The sequence below is a fragment of the Brevibacterium sp. GP-SGM9 genome, assembly GCF_047300845.1.
Lineage (GTDB): Bacteria > Actinomycetota > Actinomycetes > Actinomycetales > Brevibacteriaceae > Brevibacterium.
The window spans coordinates 960,958-976,966 of sequence record NZ_CP178563.1; the positions used below are offsets into that span (position 1 = coordinate 960,958).

Annotated in this window: 13 protein-coding genes; 4 read left to right on the top strand and 9 right to left on the bottom strand. The window is 64.8% G+C overall.

What is annotated here, in order from left to right; genetic code table 11:
• Positions 1-45: 45 nt before the first annotated feature.
• The 3 genes from ACH82I_RS04355 to ACH82I_RS04365 all read right to left on the bottom strand — a co-directional run bounded on the left by ACH82I_RS04355 (position 46) and on the right by ACH82I_RS04365 (position 4,623).
• Positions 46-2,295 (bottom strand): HNH endonuclease signature motif containing protein, encoded by a 2,250-nt coding sequence (locus ACH82I_RS04355; protein WP_413335750.1) that lies wholly within the window; start codon positions 2,293-2,295, stop codon positions 46-48.
• Between the two features lie 469 nt (positions 2,296-2,764).
• The gene (locus ACH82I_RS04360; protein WP_413335752.1) at positions 2,765-4,132 is read right to left on the bottom strand and encodes a purine-cytosine permease family protein; all 1,368 of its coding nucleotides are present in this window, start codon (positions 4,130-4,132) and stop codon (positions 2,765-2,767) included.
• A complete protein-coding gene (locus tag ACH82I_RS04365; protein WP_413335753.1) occupies positions 4,129-4,623 on the bottom strand; it encodes a YybH family protein in 495 nt (164 codons plus the stop codon). The genes ACH82I_RS04360 and ACH82I_RS04365 overlap by 4 nt, the downstream gene beginning before the upstream one ends.
• Positions 4,624-4,912: 289 nt before the next feature.
• Here ACH82I_RS04365 and ACH82I_RS04370 point away from each other — a divergent pair, with 289 nt between their 5' ends.
• Positions 4,913-6,265: an SLC13 family permease gene (locus tag ACH82I_RS04370; protein WP_413335755.1), complete on the top strand. Its 1,353-nt coding sequence runs from the start codon at positions 4,913-4,915 to the stop codon at positions 6,263-6,265.
• 9 nt (positions 6,266-6,274) lie between these two features.
• On the opposite strand, the gene ACH82I_RS04375 is transcribed toward ACH82I_RS04370, so the two are convergent.
• From ACH82I_RS04375 to ACH82I_RS04385, 3 genes are all read right to left on the bottom strand, one after another.
• On the bottom strand, positions 6,275-7,780 hold the full coding sequence (locus ACH82I_RS04375) for an acetyl-CoA hydrolase/transferase family protein (RefSeq protein ID WP_413335757.1): 1,506 nt from the start codon (positions 7,778-7,780) through the stop codon (positions 6,275-6,277).
• Positions 7,781-7,884: 104 nt separating this feature from the next.
• The gene (locus ACH82I_RS04380; protein WP_413335759.1) at positions 7,885-9,231 is read right to left on the bottom strand and encodes an amidohydrolase; all 1,347 of its coding nucleotides are present in this window, start codon (positions 9,229-9,231) and stop codon (positions 7,885-7,887) included.
• A 28-nt stretch (positions 9,232-9,259) separates the two neighbouring features.
• On the bottom strand, positions 9,260-10,594 hold the full coding sequence (locus tag ACH82I_RS04385; protein WP_230743549.1) for an MFS transporter: 1,335 nt from the start codon (positions 10,592-10,594) through the stop codon (positions 9,260-9,262).
• A gap of 112 nt (positions 10,595-10,706) precedes the next feature.
• Between ACH82I_RS04385 and ACH82I_RS04390 the strand changes: the two genes are divergently transcribed.
• Positions 10,707-11,642 (top strand): LysR family transcriptional regulator, encoded by a 936-nt coding sequence (locus tag ACH82I_RS04390; RefSeq protein WP_413335761.1) that lies wholly within the window; start codon positions 10,707-10,709, stop codon positions 11,640-11,642.
• 7 nt (positions 11,643-11,649) lie between these two features.
• On the opposite strand, the gene ACH82I_RS04395 is transcribed toward ACH82I_RS04390, so the two are convergent.
• The 3 genes from ACH82I_RS04395 to ACH82I_RS04405 all read right to left on the bottom strand — a co-directional run bounded on the left by ACH82I_RS04395 (position 11,650) and on the right by ACH82I_RS04405 (position 14,210).
• Positions 11,650-12,906 (bottom strand): phospholipase D-like domain-containing protein, encoded by a 1,257-nt coding sequence (locus ACH82I_RS04395; protein ID WP_413335763.1) that lies wholly within the window; start codon positions 12,904-12,906, stop codon positions 11,650-11,652.
• Between the two features lie 157 nt (positions 12,907-13,063).
• On the bottom strand, positions 13,064-13,207 hold the full coding sequence (locus ACH82I_RS04400) for a GPGG-motif small membrane protein (protein ID WP_230743546.1): 144 nt from the start codon (positions 13,205-13,207) through the stop codon (positions 13,064-13,066).
• A gap of 82 nt (positions 13,208-13,289) precedes the next feature.
• Complete coding sequence (locus tag ACH82I_RS04405; protein ID WP_413335765.1) at positions 13,290-14,210, bottom strand: hypothetical protein; 921 nt, start codon at positions 14,208-14,210, stop codon at positions 13,290-13,292.
• A gap of 198 nt (positions 14,211-14,408) precedes the next feature.
• Between ACH82I_RS04405 and ACH82I_RS04410 the strand changes: the two genes are divergently transcribed.
• Both ACH82I_RS04410 and ACH82I_RS04415 read left to right on the top strand, forming a co-directional pair.
• Positions 14,409-15,122 (top strand): DUF998 domain-containing protein, encoded by a 714-nt coding sequence (locus ACH82I_RS04410; protein ID WP_413335767.1) that lies wholly within the window; start codon positions 14,409-14,411, stop codon positions 15,120-15,122.
• Complete coding sequence (locus tag ACH82I_RS04415) at positions 15,103-16,005, top strand: macrolide 2'-phosphotransferase (RefSeq protein WP_413335769.1); 903 nt, start codon at positions 15,103-15,105, stop codon at positions 16,003-16,005. Before ACH82I_RS04410 ends, ACH82I_RS04415 begins: the two co-directional genes overlap by 20 nt.
• Positions 16,006-16,009: the final 4 nt, after the last annotated feature.

Genomic DNA, 16,009 nt, shown 5'->3' on the forward strand with positions numbered 1-16,009 from the left:
CTCCGAAGGGCCTGCGGGTCGGAACGGCTCCGAAGGGCCCGTAGGTCAGAACGGTGGCGGATCATCCGGATCGGTCGCCCAGAATGCTTCGGAATTGGGGTCTCTCCGGGAGCGACCTGATCCGCACGGAAGCTGCTTCCGCATCAGGGGGTCCGATCCGGGTGGAAGACAGGGCTGAAACACCGCATTCTCCCAATCGAGCATCCGCTCGATCAGCAGCCTCCGTCGAGCCGCACGAGCCTGTCGGTAGTCCTGCGATATCCGACGGCGCTTGGCTGTCAGCTCCTGAGCACGTCGGCTCTCTGCCTCGCGGGCCCGGATCGTCGACTCGCCGGGCATGAGTTCCAGGACCATCGGCGGTGCCGGGACAGAGCTCTCCGGCAGACGCCATCGCTGCGGACGCAAGTGTGCCAGGGCATAGAACTCAAGCGCCTGGGAGGCGTTCACCGGCTGATCAGGTGGAGTGACAGACGCCGTGATGCCATGCTTGAACTCGTATTCGACCAACCCTGATCGAGGCATTCTGATCGAGTACCTTCGCGCTGTCTTCAGCGCATGGTCCTTCTTGCACAGAGGTTGGAGATTTCCGAACCTCGTCAGTCCTCCCTTGAGCGGTTCGAGGTGGAAGAACGGATCGACGTGGTCGATCTCTGCCTTCTCTGCTCTCCTTGTGCATCCGGGTGCTGTGCAGATCGCCCATTGCTCGACGATCGCCTTCCGCAGGTCCTGCGGAATCGCGTAGCTCGTCGCCTTCGCGTCGATCGGTGTGCCGGTGGCGGGGTCGGTGAGAATCCTCAGCAGAGTCTTCGAGCGCCCCGCGATCTGCCTGGCCACCTCGGCGGGCACAGGTGTTCCGTCGGCGTAGCTGCCGGGAAGCCCGGAGTCTCCCGTCAGAGTCAGGAACGGGACCGTGACCACGGTGGCCGCCTGATTCGCCAACCACCACTGCTGAGTCGGCATGGTGATCTTGACGGAGAACTCCCGTTCGCGTGCCGATTCTGAACCATTCGCGATGAAGGCAGAGTCAGTGGTGTCCGGCAGCAATGACTTCGCATAGTCCTCGACGCCATTGTCGTGATCATCGCCGTTGAAGAGCAGAGTGCCCTCGTCATCGAGCAGGGGTGCTTCGCGCTCGATGAGCAGACCGGTGCCCGGATCGATCTCTCTGACTTTGATCTTCAGGTCCGGCACCGGACGAATCGCAATGTCGTACATCAGTGCCGAGATAGACCGCTCGTCGATGATCTCAAGGCCCGAGCGGAGGTTGAAGGGGCTGCCGTTCTTGCCGTGAACCGCGCGGGCCATCGCTTCGATTCGGTGATAGCTCGCGAAGATCTCCGCAGCAGGCCCATTGATCATCATGCAGGCGCTTCCGTCCGCACGGCCCTCGACGCAGACATTGCGTCGCTTCGCCGCCAGCTCGGACCGGTCCTGCGAAGGCTCAAGGAGGTTGATCTTCTTCCTCAATGACTTGCGAAGGCTCTCACTGGTCACTTCTGCTTTTCGGGTGGCGAGGAACTCGTCCAGCTGAGGCAGGAGGCCGAAGGCGACGGTGTCGCACAGGTTCGCCGCCGACTCGACGTGGGCATGGGCGAAATCTCCATTGCGTACCCGGTCGGCGAATCTCGGCAGTCCGATGATGATCGTCATTGCATGAGTGAGATGTCGGTAGGTACGCGGGGTGGCAGTACCGAGGATCGAGGACACTTCAACGAGGTTCTCCTTGAGCACGTTCTCGTGCACCCACTCGTAGAAACAGGTCCTGAGATCGAAATCAGGGAACGCCGGGAGTTCGGCTTCGGTCGCATCTGCGTGCGCACCAGGGTGTTCCGCGCCGGCAATGTCGGTCGCAGGTGCATCGCCTTCGATAGTCTCAGCGACGTCGGCGTCCTTGGCAACGTCGGTGGTTTCGGCAACGTCGGTGGCCTCGGCAATGTCGGATCCCAAAGGCCTTCCCTCGGCGTCATAAGCTCGCCAGGGATCCCGCGAGGTGACAGCGACTTCGCCGACCTTGTCCTCGACCGGCTCCGCGTACCGTGCAACTGCCGCAGCGATCGTCTCGCACCGGTATGGATCATCGCCCTGGGGCGTTTCACACCCGTTGAACTGCATCACCTGTTCGAGGATGATTCCCGCGGTCTGCTCCAATACGGCGAACTGTGCGCGATCGGATTCGGCTGCAGCCTCGGCAAGCCTGGTGACATTCGATTCGAAACGAATCGTGTATCGCGGCGAAGGGCCCACTGCGGCATCGCCGTTCGGCGGATCTGTGGGAGCCGGGGTAATGCCTTTCATTGTCTTTCACCTGCCTCGTGCGTCATTGTCGGGGAAGCAACGGTGGAACTGACTCGAATTTCTTAGTACTTCAATACTATTCTATTCGAACATTCAATGTCTATAGCCGGAACAGAATATTCTCATCAAATCTCTGACTTTTCATGTACATTCGTTTCATCTTGTTCCTCAATCGTCTCATTCGGCACTGACATGAGAAATCAGACCCACCTCGGAAAGCGACTCGACAGAAAAACCGTCACCAACCTCCATGGTCGATGCATCCAGGCGGTCAGCGGGCAGCCCGCCAGCGTCGAGCGGACAGGGAGTAGGCCGCGTCGAACGGACAGGGAGCAGCCCGCGACGTCGGCGGTGATCGAAGGGCCCTTCCGCGTCGATGATGCGCGCCAGCGATCAGAGGTCAGCGATCAGAGGTCGGCGCTCCGCGAAGGCTCCTACCGCGTCGGTCGTCAGCGGAGGGTATTCGGCTTCAGTCCCGGACGGACAGGTGCTGGGAGTCGACTCCGGAGAATCGTCCGCGCGAGCGCCATGAGAGTCCCAGGTAGAGCAGGAACGAGACGATGAAGGACGGGATCGTCGCGCCCACCGGACTCGGATACGGATAGGTGAGCAGATAGGACACGAGCGCCCCACTCACCCACACGGCCACCGCCGCCCAATTCACTCCGCGGACATAGGAGTAGAGGCCGCCGGAATCGCGGAGGATGTCGCGGGGGTAGGCTCCGCGTTTAATGAGGTAGTAGTCGACGATGAGGATCGCGAAGACCGGGACGAAGAAGGCGCCGATCATGGTCAGGAAGTCCGTGTACTGGTCGAGCAGCGCCAGCCAGGTCGAACCGATGATCGAGATCGCCCCGAGGATCAGCGCCACCGGCAGGAACTTCAGTCTGGTTCGACTCTGCGCACCGACGACGGAGTTGACCATGCCGTAGACGACCATGGTGTTCGTGGCCATGACGGAGAGGAAGATGACAATCGCCAGCGCCCAGCCGAATTCCTCGGCCAGAACGGTCGGGTCGAAGGCAGCCGCGTCCGAGCCGTCGAGGAGGATGAAGCTGAATGCGGTCAGCCCCAGCACCATGGCCAAGACGGTCGAGGTGATGTAACCGAGGCCGGAGCCGACGATTCCCGCTCGCTGACTGCCGGCGAGTCGATTGAGATCGCCCGAGAGCACGGTCCAGGAGATCGCGGTCGAGATCACGATGTCCAGGGCAAGCGCCGGGGTGACGTCGAGGCTCGGGTCGATCGGGATCTGCGTGTACTCGGCCGGTGCGTGCCCGGTGAAGGCGATGACGAAGATATAGGCCATGACCAAGAGGATGAGGAGGGCGAACCACGGCTCGGCCTTCTCGATTCCCTCATGACCGAGGATCGCCAGGCCGACGACGAGTGCCTGGCAGAGGACGGAGAAGAGGATCGGGTTGGAGAATCCGGTCGTCTGCGCGACGACGTAATTGACGCTGATGCCGGCGAGCATCGCCTGCACCCAGCTCCAGCCCATGAGGATGACGACATTGGCCGCCACGAGCAGATAGCTGCCCTTCGCACCGAAGGCTCCCCGCGTGATCGCCATCGTCGCCAATCCGGTCCGGGTGCCGATATTGCCGATGAGGGTGAGCACGATGGTGCCGAGGACCGTGCCGAGGACGATGACGAGGATCGCCGTCGTGTAGTCGATGCCCGGGACGAAGAGCGTGCCGGTGAGCATCGTGGTGACCACGAGGTTGGCGGCCAACCAGATCATGAACATCCGGCCGGTGCCCAGCTGTCCGCGGATGACGCCGGAATCGTCACTGCCGGACTCGAGCCGCGCCTCGAGCCTGCGGTACCAGTTCACTGCTCCCCCGCCTCGGCGTCGGTGGCGTCGGTAACGCCGGTGAGGTCGGCAGCATCAGTGGCGCCGGTCAAGTCGGCCTGCGCAGCCTCCGGGACCGTCGAAAGATGCTCGTGGATCGCCACGAGCCCACCATCGCCGAGGCGGCGGAAGACGATGCTCTCACGCTCCCGGTACGATTCCCGGCCGTCACCGGTGTTCACTGTCGTATCGACGGTGTGTGAGAAGACGGCGCCGCCGGGGAACGTCTGGACGAGCCGGTCGCTCGAGGCGCAGTCGGCCACCGACCATCCCTCGGCCAGCCACGATTTCCAGGTGTCCTCGTATTCGGCGCGGGAGTCGAAGCGGTGCCGTTCGGGATGGAAGACGAACGAGGCATCCGGGGCGAACGCCGCGAAGTAGGCCTCCGTGTCTGTCGCGGAGAATGCGGCGACGATGGCGTCGGCGGCGCGAAGCACCTCGGCGCTGCTGGGCTCATTCACGTCTTCGGTCATGGCAGTCATCAACTTCTCTCGCCTCGAACAGTGCAGGACAACCACCTTGACGGCGATTGAATGACACTCTCACCGATCTGGTGACCTGACGCACTATCCGCGGTGGATGGATTTCGAACCGATCACTCCAGGCCGGCCAACACGGTTTGTCACATCACGAGACAGAATGGTCGGAGAATGAGATTTCACCTAGATTGGACACGGCGAGAGCGACGATCCGTTCGGCGGTCCTCCCTCGCCTTCGGCACATCCGAACACCCCCGACGACCTTGAAGGAGTTACTGCGGCAATGAGTGCGGAACTGATCTGTGTGATCGTCCTCGGACTGATGTTCATCATCGGCACCTGGCGGGACATCAACATGGGGCTGCTCGGGTTCGTCGCGGCGGCCGGAGTCGGCGGACTCGTCCTTCACCAGGCGCCCGAGGAGTTCCTCGCCGGCTTTCCCGTCGACCTCTTCCTCACCCTCGTCGGACTCACTTATCTCTTCGGCTTCGCCCAGAACAACGGCGTCATCGAGCTCATCGTCAATTGGTGCGTCAGACTCGTCGGCGGGCGGATCTCACTCATGCCGTGGATCTTCTTCGCCCTCACCGCTGTCCTCATCTCACTCGGTGCACTCTTCGCCGTGGCGATCATCGCTCCGCTGGCCCTGACCTTCGCCCGCAGACACCGTCTTAATCAGTTCATGGTCGGCCTCCTCGTCGTCCACGGTGCCCTCGCCGGCGCCTTCTCCCCCATCAGCGTCTACGGCATCTTCATCAACGACTACCTCGCGAAAAACGGGCTGACCCCCACCCCGGTGTCGCTGTTCCTGGCACCGTTGGTCTTCAACTTCGTCTTCGCCCTCGTCGTGTGGCTGGTGCTGCGGCACCGGCCCGGCCTGCGCGCCGAGGCCGACGACGATCCGGCCTCGCCGTCGCCGGGTTCCGCCGCCGCGTCACCGGGTTCCGCCGCCGTGTCACTGGATTCCACGGCCGCATCGCAGACCGGGCTGCTCACCAGAAGCGCACCGACAGGCGAGGCACGGCGGGGCAGGCTGACCCGAGGCCAGGTCCCGACCCTCATCGGGCTCATCGCGATGGCGCTGTCGGTGCTCATCTTCGGCTGGGACGTCGGCTTCGTGACGATCACGATCTCGATCATCCTCGCCGTCATCAATCCTGCGGCGGGCAAGGCTGCGATGTCCCGGGTCTCCTGGTCGGTCGTCATCCTCATCACCGGTGTGCTCACCTACATCGCGGTCCTGCAGGAGGCGGGCACCGTGGAGTGGGTCTCGGCGGGCATCTCCGCCATCGGAATTCCGCTGCTGGCCGCTCTGCTACTCTTCTACATGTCCGGTCTGATCTCGGCCCTGGCGTCCTCGCTGGCGATCATCGGCGTGGTCATCGCCTTGGCAGTGCCCTTCCTCGAGTCGGGCGATGTCCACGTCGGAGGCTTCGTCGCGGCGCTGGCGATCGCCGCGACCATCGTCGACATCAGCCCGTTCTCCACCAACGGTGCGATGCTGCTGGCGAATGTGCATTCGACCATCCGCGACCGCTACTACAAGCAGATGATCGGCTATGCCGGACTGATGTGCCTCATCGGACCGGGCCTGGCCTGGTTCGTCGCGGCCGTGCCGACCTGGATCGCCGGCTGACGCCCCTGCCTACATGTGCCCTTCGGCCTGGAACCGTCCGTGCCAGGACAGCGCCTCGCCGAGCAGGTGCGGAGTGTGCCGGCCATGGGGATTCTCGGCGATCGCCCGATCCAGATAGTCGCCGAGGCGGTCCCGATAGCTCGGGTGCGCGCAGTTCGCGATGATCTTCCGTGCCCTGGCCACCGGGGAGAGTCCGCGCAGATCGGCCAGTCCCTGTTCGGTGACGAGGATCTGGGTGTCGTGTTCGGTGTGGTCGATGTGGCTGGCGAAGGGCACGACCGAGGAGATCGCCCCGCCCTTGGCCAGAGAGTTCGAGACGAAGAAGTTGAGATAGGCGTTGCGGGCGAAGTCTCCCGATCCGCCGATGCCGTTGATGATCGACGAACCCATGACCTGGGTCGAGTTCACATTGCCGTAGATATCGGCTTCGACCATGCCGTTGATGGCGATCACCCCGAGGCGGCGGATGGCCTCCGGGTGGTTCGACATCTCCTGCGTACGCAGCAGGATCCGCCCCTTGTACGACTCGATGTTCTCGTTGAAGTCCGCGGCCCGTTCGGCGGACAGGGAGAAGGCGGTCGCCGAGACAGAGGTGAGCTTGCCGCTGTCGATGAGGTCGAGCATGCCGTCCTGGATGACTTCGGTGTAGGCGGTCAGACCCTCGAATTCGCTGTCGGCCAGGTTCCCCATCACCGCATTGGCGACATTGCCGACCCCCGACTGCAGCGGCAGCAGGTGCGGAGGCAGCCGATCGGCTCGGATCTCGTGCCGCAGGAAGTCGACGAGGTGGGCGGCGATCGCCTGCGAGTCCTCGTCGGCGGGTTTGAAGGGAAGGTTCCGGTCCGGGGCGTCGGTTTCGACGACGGCGACGACCTTCGCGGGATCGACCCGCAGGTAGGGATCACCGATGCGCTGCATCGGCTCGAGGAGTTGGATCGGCAGCCGCTCGGGAGGCCTGCGGGTGCCGTAGTAGACGTCGTGGAATCCCTCATAGGCCCGCGGGTGCCAGTCGTTGACCTCGATGATGACCTTGTCGGCGAGGTCGAGCCAGGTCTTCGCGTTGCCCACCGAACTGCCGGGTACGAGCAATCCGTTTGGCAGGATCGCCGCGACCTCGACGACTGCGACATCGAGGTTTCCGTAGAAGCCGAACCACGCCTGCTGGGCCGAATGGCTGAGATGCGTATCGACGTATTCGGTGGTGCCGTCGTTGATCGATTTCCGCATCGCCGGATCGGATTGGAAGGGCAGGCGTTTGGTCACCGCTGCCGCCTCGGCGAGGACTCCGTCGAGTTCGGGCGCGGTCGAGGCTCCTGTCCAGAGTTCGACGCCGAAGTCGCGTCCGGCCTCGTGCTCGGCCCGAGCACGTGCGGCCAGGGATTCCGGAACGGCCTTCGGGTAGCCGGAGCCGGTGAAGCCGCTCGTCGCGACTCGGTCGCCATCGGCGATGTGAGCAGCCGCCTGATCAGGGGTGACGACCTTGGAACGAAGATTCGGGCACGAGATTCTCGACATTCCAATGAGTCTATCGGACGCGTTCGAGCCGCCTGCCGCGCGCCATCCCTGAGCAACCGGAAGCCGCTTGGATCGGTCCCGGAAACACTCGGCCAGGCAGCTTGCTACTGCCCGAGCCCGCCCAAGAACTCCGCGGCCCCCAGCGCCACTCTCAGCTCGGCGAGCACACCGAGAGCGAGCATGTCCTCGTCAACATCGAAGCGCTCCGTGTGGTGACCGGCCGTGGTGCCCATGCCGATCTGGACGTAGGTGGCCAGACCGCCGCGCTCCTTCACCCGCTTCATCATCGCCGTGGCGTCCTCGGATCCGCCGACTCCGCTCGAGTCGCGGATCTCGGCGACCCCGGGGACTCCGGTGAAGCTCTCCCGGACATAGGGCAGGAGCTCCGGGCTGGGGTCTTCCCGGTCGGCTCGGCCGACGACACTCAGTTCGCTCTGCACGTCGTACATGCGGGCGGCGCCGGCGATGACGTCCTGGGCGCGGCCGAACATGAAGTCGTTGATCTCGCTGTCCTGCCCGCGCGTCTCGACTCGGATCACGGCCTTCCTGGGCACCACGTTCCGGCCCTCACCGGCGTTGAAAGTGCCGACGTTGATGCGGCTGGCCCCACCTGAGTGCCGTGGGATCGCATGCAGCACCAAGGTCGCCGAGGCGGCCGCCAGCAGGGCGTTCTTCCCCTTCTCCGGGTCACCGCCGGCGTGTGAGCCGATCCCGGTGAAGGTGACGTCGAACTTCGTGCTCGCCAGGTACCCGTCCGATCCGGTGACGATGTTGCCCTTCGCATCATCGGACTTCAGGTGGGTGGCGACGAAGAGGTCGACGTCGTCGAACCAACCTGCGGCCACAATCGAATGAGCGCCGCGGACACCCTCCTCGGCGGGTTGGAAGATGATCTTCACGGTCCCGGTCAGTTCGTCCTGATGCTCGCTCAGCGCCGTGGCCAGGCCGAGTCCGATCGCCGCGTGCCCGTCGTGTCCGCAGCCGTGCATGGCTCCGTCGTTGACGGAGGCGAAGCCCTCGGCGAAGGGGCGATGGCTGTCATCGGCGAGTTCGACGAGGTTGTTCGAGTCGATGTCGAAGCGGAAGCAGACCACGGGACCGGGCCGTCCGGTCTCGAGCACACCGAGGACTCCGGTGAAGCCCTCCCCCATCGCCTCGACGAGTAAGGGATCGGCCCCCTGTGCAACCGCGCGTTCACGTTCCCCGGCGAGCACCTCTGCGCTGGGCACCCCGAGCCGGGAGTCGGCGTCATGGAGGTCAGGACCGAACTTCGTGTCCCAGCCCAGGTCTCGCAGGACCCCGATGATCGCCGAGGTGGTTCTGAACTCGGTCCAGCCCGTTTCGGCGTGTTTGTGGAAGTCCCGCCGCCAGGCGACGAGCCGCTCGGCCAGCCCTGTGGGCAGTGTCGGCATCTGATCGGTCCGGTCGGGTGCGGGGTTCGTCGAAGTCATCGGGTCCTCGGGTCGGGTGCAATCTCACTCACTTCGAATGGTAGTCCCCGTATCGGTCGCCCGAAGAGGCCAGCTGCGGGAACGAGCCCCCGCCCCGTCGATCGGACCCGTGTGCGGCATTCGCCTCCGCACGGGACCGGCGCACCGTCGTCAGTGCGAGGCTCGGCATCGGGATGAACACGATGACGGCGAGCAGCAGGCCGAGGGTGAAGATCATGATCGCTTCGACGAGTCCGGTGTACACGGCGATGACGCCGACGACGATCGCGGGCAGACCCGCACCGGCGTAGAACGCGAGATAGAGGGCCGCCGTGATCCCGGCGCGCTGCCGGGTCGGAGTGAGCACGTCGATCTCCCGATTGGCACCCCAGTAGCTCAGACCGTGGCCGGTGCCCGTGGCGAACGCGGCCACGGCCATGAGGATCAGGGCGGTCGATGCCCCGAGGCTCGGCAGATTCGAGCTCAGCAGCAGAGCGGCCCCGACGCCCATGAGCATCAGCCCGATGGTCTGCGCGGCCCGCGGCTCGAACTTCGGGGCGATGAGCTGGACTCCGGCGGAGACGACGAGGACCGAACCGACGATGAGCCCGGAGAGGAGAGGGCTCGGCTCGGCGATGACCGACTCCGACATCGACGGCAGCAGGGCCAGGAACAGGCCGAGGCTCGCCCAGCCGAGCAGACCGGTGATCGCGGCGATGTTGAAGCTCGCGCGCATCGGCCCCGGCACGGCGGGCCAGGTGGGGCGCCACCGCTGCCGGGTCAGCGGCCGGTGCAGCCGCAGGATGAACACGAGCACCGCGGTGACGATGAGCATCCCGAGCATGACGACGAAGGGAGCGGTGAGCGATCCGTGCCCGGCCCCTCGAGCTGCACTCGCCTCGGTGATGGCTCCGGCGAGGATCGGACCGGCGCCGGCGCCGAGGACGAACGACATCGTGGCCAGCGTCGACCCCATCCACGGCCGACGGGCCGGTGAGGCCTCGACCATCAGCGCGATCCCGGCTCCGGTGCCCAGTCCCAGACCGATGCCGAGGAGGATGCGTCCAGCGAACAGACCGGCGACTCCGACCGTGCCGAAGGCAAACAGACCGGTTCCGACGCTCACGCAGCCGATCGCGGCCAGCAGCACGGGTTTGCGGCCGAAGGCGTCGGCGGCCGAGCCGAACATCAGCAGCGAGGGCAGGCAGCTGAGCACGTAGGCCGCGTAGAGCGCGGTCATCGTCTGGTCGGTCATCGACAGGGACTCTTGGAACAGCGGGTAGAGCGGGCTGGCCAGATTGGCCGCGGCGGAGAGCGTGAAGAGCACGGCAGCTCCGATCCACAGCTGACGTTTCGAACCGATGATGCGTGCGTACTCGGGCAAGCGGAACTCTCCTTCTCAGACGAATCGATGGTGGCCCACGGACTCATCATGAGGGGCAGAGAGTATTCTTGTCTATCGTAGGAAAACAAAGACTATCGTTCGATGGGGTCGCATGATTGACAACAGACTCACGATGTTGAGCATGATTGACCGGCACGGCACCGTGACAGCGGCCGCACAGGCCCTTCACTACTCACCGTCGACGGTCTCCCACCAGGTCAGACAGCTCGCCGCTGAACTCAAGGTCACACTGCTCGAACAGCACGGACGCAACATCCGGCTGACCCCGGCGGCTCGGTCGCTGCTGCGCCATGTCGAGGTTATGAGCACCGAATGGGAACAGGCCCTCTCCGACCTCGATGCCTATGCCTCGACGGTGTCCGGTTCGCTCACCCTCTGCGGCTTCTCCACCGCGGCCAGCGTGCTGCTGCCCCGCACGATGCACGTGCTCAACGAGGAGTTTCCGAACCTGATCACACAGACGATCGAAGCCGAACCGGGCGAGTGCTATGACTTGCTACTCTCCGGCGATGCCGACATCGGCATCGTCGCCGTCACCTCGGACACGCCAGCCGGCGCCGATGAGCGCTTCGCCCAGCACTTCCTCATCGACGACCCGCTCGACCTCATGGTGCCCACGGGCCATCCGCTGGCCGAACGCAGCACCGTCTCGATCGCCGACACGGCCGAGGAGACCTGGATCCTCGGGCGCCCCGGCACCACCTATCACCAGCTCGTCGTCGCCAACTGCGCGAGCGCCGGCTTCACGCCGAAGATCGGGCACTACGCCAACGACTGGAACACCGGCACCGCGCTCGTCCACAACGGCTTCGGCGTCTGTGTGGCCTCCCGCCTGTCCCGGTCTCAGGACCTGCACCCGGTCCGCCGGATTCCACTCAGCGGCGAGCACACTCCCACCCGGCACATCGCCGCAGTCACCCGGGCAGGTACAGAGAACCGTTGCACTCTGCGCTTCACGCTGGACACCCTCACTCGCGAAACCGCGAAGCTGATGACCCGCCTCGGCGAGGATCTCGACGGCGCCTGAACCCCGGTCAGAGGAAGGGTCGCATGGGCTTCAGCGCCCACTCGGCGAACTGGGTGAGAGCATGGCGATCGAGCCAGTCGGGGCCGAGAACATTGCAGTGTTCGGCGTCGCTGAGGAAGACCTTCTCCATCTCCGCCGCGAAGTCATTGTCGATGACCTCGACGTTGGTCTCGTAGTTGAAGGACAGGGAGAGTCTGTCGATGTTCGCGGTGCCGACGGTCGACCACTTGCCGTCGACCGTGGCGATCTTGGCGTGGATCATGGACGCTTCGTAGAGGAGGACCGTGACCTTGGATCGCACCATCTGCTCGAAGAAGCCGCGCGATACGGAGTCGCCGAGGACGTGGTTCGACTGCTGCGGCACCATGATCCTCACGTCGACGCCGCGCTCGGCCGCTTCCATCAGCGATCGGAGGAGCTGCTGGTCGGGGATGAAGTACGGCGTCGTCAGCCAGATCCGCTCCTGAGCGCGTTCGATGGCGTTGATGTACATCGACCGGATCGGATAGACGAGCTGGACCGGCTGATTCGCTGCAACCCGCAGCTTGGATTCCCAGGCGGTAGGAGCGACCCAGGGGATCCGATCGTCTTCGCTGTGGTATTCGTTCCAGACCTGAGCGATGGACTGGTGCAGGCCCCAGGTGCCGGGGCCCTCGGCCTTGAGATGCGTGTCCCGCCAGTGAGTGGCGTAGAGGGAGCCGATGTTGTATCCGCCGACGAAAGCCACATCGTTGTCGATGACGAGGATCTTCGAGTGGTTGAATCCGGAATAGCGCAGTGGCCCTCTCCAGAATTTGCGGGCCACGGTCGGCAGGCGCAGGACCTTGATGCGATGGTCCAGCTGCCGGTAGAAGGATTGTGGAATGGTGAAGTTGGCGAATCCGTCGTAGATGATGTGGATCGCCACCCCGCGCGCCGCCGCGGCATTGAACGCATCGATGAACTTCTGACCCACCTCGTCGTTCTTCCAGATGAAGGTCTCCATCTGAATCGAGTCCGTCGCCGCAGCGATCTCGGCGAGCATGTCGTCGTAGAGGGTCTGCCCATCGGTGAAGATGCTCAGCGAGGAGCCTTCGACACTGGCGTGGAAGGTGCCGGGCCGCGGGGCTTCCCGCTGTTCTCGATCGCGCTTGCGCATCATGTCGATCGCCATCGAGACGCCGACGGTCAGGGGCACCGCACATGCCGCTCCGGCGGCGGCCCATGGAGCGATGCTGCGGACACGGTCGAATCCTTGACGAAGATTAAGCGCAGTCGATCCCATAACGATCGAGTGTATCGGCTCCGCTGTCCGTCGCGATTGGGCGCTGCCCCGACATTCGCTCCGTCTTCCCTCCATCGCTGCTGATTCGAACCCGGGAAACAGAACCGCGGCCCCATCCTTTTCGGATGGAGCCGCGGTCGTATCGAGACAGCGTCGCTCAGGTGAAGATGCTCACTCCGCCGGGTCCGACGAGGCAGCCGACGACGATGAGGACGATGCCCCACAGCAGCTGCTTGCGGAAGATGGCGAAGATGCCTGAGATGACGAGGATCGCTGCGATGATCCAGAGAATGAAAGCCAAAGTGACTCCTAGGTTCTGCGGTGCCGCGATCGGCGGCACCGATTGTTTCCGGCGATGTCGTTCATGCGCCGGGGTCTGTGGTTCAGTGCTTGCTCGGTCCGGCCCCGTTGTCGTTCGGGAAGTCCGGATCGTGCGGGGCACCGGCCCCTGGTCGACCGTCAGCCAGCGGGTCCGACTGAGCGGAGCGCTGTGGGTCGCCCCGAGGATCGACGTGTGCATCCGTGCGCGGATCGGTCCGTGCATCGGTGCGGGGATCGTTGCGGGGATCGATCCGTGAGTCATCGAGCGAATCGGCCCGTGGGTCGATTCGCGGATCGGTTCGCGCCTGGTCGGGTTGCCGCACCGGATTCTCCGGCTGGGCGGCCGGACGCTGCTCCGCGGGGCGCTGCTGCTCCACGTGGGGCTGATCGGCATGACGCGAGTCTGCCTGGCGCGGGTCGACATGGTGCTGGTCTGCCTGGCGCGGGTCCGGCTCACGCACGGCGCGGCCGTCGTGCGCCTGATCCGGCCGCACTGCGGACCGGTCATCGGCCGGGGCCACGGGACCACCCTGCCCGTGAGCAGCACGCGGGTCGACGTGGGTTCCGGTGCCGACGTCGGGATCGAGCTCGTCGGCCCGACGCAGGCGCTCTTCCTGCTCGCGGCGCTCTGCCACGACGGCCTGTTCGCGCTGGTCGGCGTCGCTGCTCAGCCGGTTGGCCTCCACCGAGCGCTGCTCGGCCTCGGCCGCACGCTTCTTGGCTTCCGCAGCCTGAGCTTCGGCTTCCGCCTCGGCTCGCTTCGCTTCGGCCTTCCGCTCGTCGGCCTCGGCCTCGCGAGCGTGGACCTGCGGCTGTGCCGCGGAGGCCTCCTCGCGGAGCCGTGCCGCCTCTTCCCGACGACGCTTCTCTTCGAGTTCGCGCTTCTTCGCCGCAGATTTGCGAGTGACGGCAGCGATGATACCGATGACGATCAGGACGACGACAATTGCGACGACGATCCAGATGATCGTGGAGGCATTCATGAAATCTCTCCCTTGCTAGATATTCGGTTCTCATCAATCAGTGGCCCCGTTGGCAGGACCTGCCCATCGTTGCACGCCTGACACGCGAAGACAACCATTTCGTATACAGCGTAAACCGCGTGTCGATCCAATTGCGAATACCTGTGCGCACATTTCGGCGGTCCGTCTGTTTCGATGAACGCGTTTAGCATGGGCACCATGTCTGAACATCGAAGTGACCTGTCCGCTTCGTCGGGGACGACCGTGGCCGGTGCGATCTGCTTCCTGTCGGCGGGGCTGTTCTACCTCCTCGCCGAGGCACTCGCCGCCTCCGTGTTCCCCGGGTATTCCTACGCCGTGAACTACATCAGCGACCTCGGCGTTCCCGATGTCGAGATCCTGGGCGGGCGTGCCGTCGATTCGCCCCTGCACCCGCTGATCACCGTTGCCTTTGCTGCTCAGGGACTGCTCTTCGCCGTGGGAGCTGCGCTGCTGTGCCGTCTTTTCAGACTCCCCCTGCGGGGCACATTCGTCGTCCTCGCCTTTGCTCACTCCCTCGGCATGGTCGCAGTCGCCGTCGTCCACGGCGGTCAGGCGAACATCGAGCGCGGACTCGACACCGTTCACGTGCTGGGCGCGGCCGCGGCCTTCCTCGGCGGCAATGCGGCGGCGATCGTCGCGGGAATCTCCCTGCTGCGCGCCGGTTCGCACCGCCGCCTCGGCGGGTGGAGCATCGCCCTCGGTGCGATCGGCCTGTTCGGGATGCTCATGCTCCAGGTCGATATGCGGCTTCTGCCGGCGACGCTGCTGGAGGACGGGGTTTGGGAGCGGATGACCTTCTATGCGATTCTCGCTTGGGAAATGCTCGTCGGAACGCTTGTCCTCAGGTACGCCGGTGCGCAAAGGTGGAGACATGCAGACGCCTCCCGATGACGCCGCCGGAATCTATGAGCGTGCGGCCGCTCACCAGCTCGACATCCGTCCGGAGACCATCACCGTCAACGAGATCGGCCTCGATTTCAGGGTCGCCATCGCCGAGGTGGTCGACGGTTCCGCGTGGGTGCTGAGGATTCCCCGCCGCCCCGACGTCACTGCGCGGGCAGGCGTCGAGGGGCGTTTCCTCGAAGCGGTCGGTCCGCTGCTCGACGTCGATGTTCCCGACTGGCGGATCCACACGGACGATCTCATCGCCTACCCGCTGCTGCCCGGGAGTCCGGGGCTGACGATCGACGATGCGGGTGAGCCTCGGTGGCATTTCGATGTCGAATCCACCGTCTACGCGGAGTCCCTGGCCGATTTCCTCGCCGAGCTGCACACTCTCGATCCCTCACTGGTGCGCTCTTCCGGCATCGATGACCTCTCCTCCGCCGAGTCCAGGCAGCGCAGACGCGAGGACATCCGGCGGGTCAGCAGTGAGTTCGAGGTCTCGACGGAACTCATGTCTCGGTGGTCGTCCTGGCTCGACGATGACCGGTTCTGGCCGACGTCGACGACGGTCACACACGGAGAGGTCTACCCGGCCCATCAGCTCATGGACGGCGAGCGCATGGTCGGCGTCCTCGACTGGACCACTGCGGCGATCGGCGACCCCGCACGCGATTTCGTGTTCCATCAGGCCAGCGTCTCCTCGGCGGCGTTCGATGCGACGCTTCGCCGGTACGTCGAGCGGGGTGGGACGGTATGGTCGCATTTCGCCGAGCATTGCGCCCATATGTTCTCGACTTCGCCGGTCGACCTCGGCCTCTATGCGCTGCAGACCGGGGACGAGAGGCACCTGCACGCTGCTCGAGAACAGCTGCAACCGAAGGAGAGCTGAACAT